Annotated in this window: 3 protein-coding genes; all 3 read left to right on the top strand. The window is 71.8% G+C overall.

Translation table 11 applies throughout. The features are described 5' to 3' along the window. On the top strand, positions 1-635 hold a 635-nt coding region (locus FJ251_14715), incomplete at its 5' end, for a pyruvate kinase (GenBank protein ID MBM4118956.1). Positions 636-734: 99 nt separating this feature from the next. Next, positions 735-2,744 carry an excinuclease ABC subunit UvrB gene (uvrB, locus tag FJ251_14710; GenBank protein ID MBM4118955.1) on the top strand — a complete coding sequence of 670 codons (2,010 nt, stop codon included), beginning with the start codon at positions 735-737 and terminating at the stop codon, positions 2,742-2,744. Beyond that, the coding region (locus tag FJ251_14705; GenBank protein ID MBM4118954.1) for a hypothetical protein at positions 2,744-3,313 on the top strand (570 nt) is incomplete at its 3' end. The genes uvrB and FJ251_14705, both read left to right, overlap by 1 nt.

Raw genomic sequence — 3,313 nt, 5'->3', positions numbered from 1 at the left:
GGGGCGGCATCAACCTGCCCGACACGGACCTCTCGCTCTCGCCGCTCACGGAGGCCGACCTCGCCCAGCTCGACTTCGCGGTCCGGCACGCCGACCTGGTGGGGATGTCCTTCGTGCGCCGGCCCGGGGACGTGGCGGCACTGCACGCCGAGCTGGCCCGCCGCGGGGGCGAGGCGCTCGGCGTCGTGCTCAAGATCGAAACGCGCGCCGCCTTCGAGAACCTGCCGAGCCTGCTGCTCGCGGCGCTCGGCCGCCCGCCGGCGGGCGTGATGGTGGCGCGCGGGGACCTCGGCGTCGAGCTGGGCTTCGAGCGCATGGCCGAGGTGCAGGAGGAGATCCTCTGGCTGGCCGAGGCCGCGCACCTGCCCGTGATCTGGGCGACGCAGGTGCTCGAGACCCTGACCAAGACCGGCACGCCGACGCGCGGGGAGGTCACCGACGCCGCGATGAGCGCGCGCGCCGAGTGCGTGATGCTCAACAAGGGGCCCTTCGTGGTCGAGGCCGTGCGCTTCATCGACAGCCTGATGATGCGCATGCGCGACCACAACCACAAGAAGACGCCCATGCTGCGGCGCCTGAAGGTCTCCGAGGGCCGCTGGCGCGACTGGCCGGCGGCGAACGGCGTCGCGAAATAGCGCTGGGCACCGCTCGCCGCGCAGCCGGTGGCGGTTGACCTTCCGGGCGCCTCGGCGCTAGGCTTCCCCCTCGGCCCTCCCCAGCCTCCGGAGTCCAGCGTGTCCCGCTTCAAGTTGCAAGCGCCCTACGCGCCCACGGGCGACCAGCCCCAGGTGATCCGCGGTCTGGTGGAGAGCCTGCTCGCCGGCCGCAAGCACCAGACCCTGCTCGGCGTGACCGGCAGCGGCAAGACCTTCACGATGGCCAACGTGATCGCCCAGGTGGACCTGCCCACCCTGATCATCAGCCACAACAAGACGCTGGCCGCCCAGCTCTACGGCGAGTTCCGCGGCTTCTTCCCCGAGAACGCCGTCGAGTACTTCATCAGCTACTACGACTACTACCAGCCCGAGGCCTTCGTGCCGGCGACGAGCACCTACATCGAGAAGGACGCCTCGATCAACGAGGAGATCGACCGCCTGCGTCTGAACGCGACGAGCAGCCTGCTCTCGCGCGAGGACGTGGTCGTCGTGGCCAGCGTGAGCAGCATCTACGGCCTGGGCAACCCGGAGGAGTTCAAGCGGATGGTGCTGAAGGTGGCCGTGGGGGAGGAGCCTGGCCGGCAGGCGATCCTTCGCCGTCTGGTGGACATGCAGTACGAGCGGAACGACCTCGATTTTGCCCGCGGGGCTTTTCGGGTGCGCGGCGACGTCATCAACATCTTCCCCGCCTACGAGGAGCGCGCCTACCGCGTGGAGCTCTTCGGCGACCGCGTCGAGCTGATCGAGGCCTTCGATCCGCTGACCGGCCGCGGCGAGGAGGTGCTCGGCCAGCTCGTCGTCTTCCCGGCCAAGCAGTACGTCACCGGGCGCGAGCGCCTGCAGGAGGCGACCCACCAGATCGGACGCGACCTCGAGGTGCGCCTGCACGAGTTCCGCAAGGCCGGGCGCCTGCTCGAGGCCCAGCGGCTCGAAGGCCGCACGCGCTACGACCTGGAGATGCTGCGCGAGATCGGCTTCTGCCACGGCATCGAGAACTACTCGCGTTACCTCGACGGCCGCGGGCCGGGCGAGCGGCCGCTGTGCCTGCTCGACTACTTCCCCGCGGACTTCCTCATCATCCTCGACGAGAGCCACGTCACCGTGCCCCAGATCGGCGCCATGTTCAACGGCGATCGCAGCCGCAAGGAGACCCTCGTCGAGTACGGCTTCCGCCTGCCGAGTGCCCTCGACAACCGACCCCTGCGCTTCGAGGAATTCGAGGCGCTCGCGCCGCGCCTGCTCTACGCGAGCGCGACTCCTGGACCCTTCGAGATCGCGCGCAGCGGTAGCGCCATTTTTGAGCAGGTGATCCGGCCCACCGGCCTGCTCGACCCCCAGATCGAGATCCGCCCCAGCCGCCACCAGGTGGACGACCTGCTCGCCGAGGCCAAGCGCACCGCTGCGGCCGGCGAGCGCGTGCTCGTCACCACGCTCACCAAGCGCATGGCCGAGGACCTCACCGACTACCTCCAGGCAGGCGGCGTCCGCGTCGCCTACCTGCACAGCGACATCAAGGCCCTGGATCGGGTGGCCATCCTGCGCTCGCTGCGCCTGGGCGAGGTGGACGTGCTCGTCGGCATCAATCTGCTGCGGGAGGGCCTGGACCTGCCCGAGGTCTCGCTCGTCGCCGTGCTCGACGCCGACCGCGAGGGCTTCCTGCGCAGCCACACGAGCCTGATCCAGACGGCCGGGCGAGCGGCGCGCCACCTGTCGGGGCGGGTCATCCTCTACGCCGACGAGGAAACGGATTCGATCCGGCGCGCCGTGGAGGAGACGCAGCGCCGCCGCCGCCGGCAGGAGGACTACAACCGGGCCCACGGCATCACGCCGACGAGCATCACCAAGAGCCTGGCCGAGATCGACGCCGCCACGCAAGTGGCCAACGCCCGGCGCCACGCCGCGGCCGAGACGGCGGCCGAGCGCGTGGCCGGCTACACCCAGCTCGACCTCGGCGAACGCATCGCGCTCATCGAGGAGGAGATGCAGAAGGAGGCCGCCGCGCTCAACTTCGAGGCGGCCGCCTCCCTGCGGGACCTGGCGGCCGAGCTGCGCCTCGCGCTGGTCGCCGGACGGGAGGAGGTGCTCTGATGCGGGATCCCTGGCTGGACTGGCCGCCCGCGCTGCGGCGCGCCGGGCTGGCGCTCCTCGCCCTGGCGCTGGACGAGGATCTCGGCGAGGCAGGCGACCTCACCGCGCGCTACTTCGATCCCGGGCCGGCGCGCCAGCGCGGCCGCTTCGTCGCCCGCGAAGCGGGCGTGCTGGCGGGCCTGCCGCTCGCGCTCTTCGTCTTCCGGGCGACGGCGGCGCGGCTCGGCGTGGCGCCGCGCCTGCCGGCGGACGGCGCCGTGGCCCTCGCGTGCCCGGTCTTCCAGGTGCTCGAGTCCGCGCCCGAGGGCCTGCGCTTTGCCGCCGGCGAGACCCTGGCGCGCATCGAGGGATCGGCGCTCGTCCTGCACGCCGGCGAGCGCACGGCGCTCAATTTCCTGCAGCGGCTCTCGGCCGTGGCGAGCCGCACAGCGGCCGCCGTCGCGGCCAGCTGCGGGCCCGCCGTGCTCGACACGCGCAAGACCACGCCCGGCTACCGCCGACTCGAGAAGTACGCCGTGCGCCTGGGCGGCGGCCAGAACCATCGCCTGGGCCTCGACGACGCGCTGGGG

Source organism: bacterium (assembly GCA_016873475.1).
Taxonomy (GTDB): Bacteria; Krumholzibacteriota; Krumholzibacteriia; order JACNKJ01; family JACNKJ01; genus VGXI01.
Note: the sequence above shows the minus strand (reverse complement) of the source record. Positions and strands in the feature narration are given on the sequence as shown.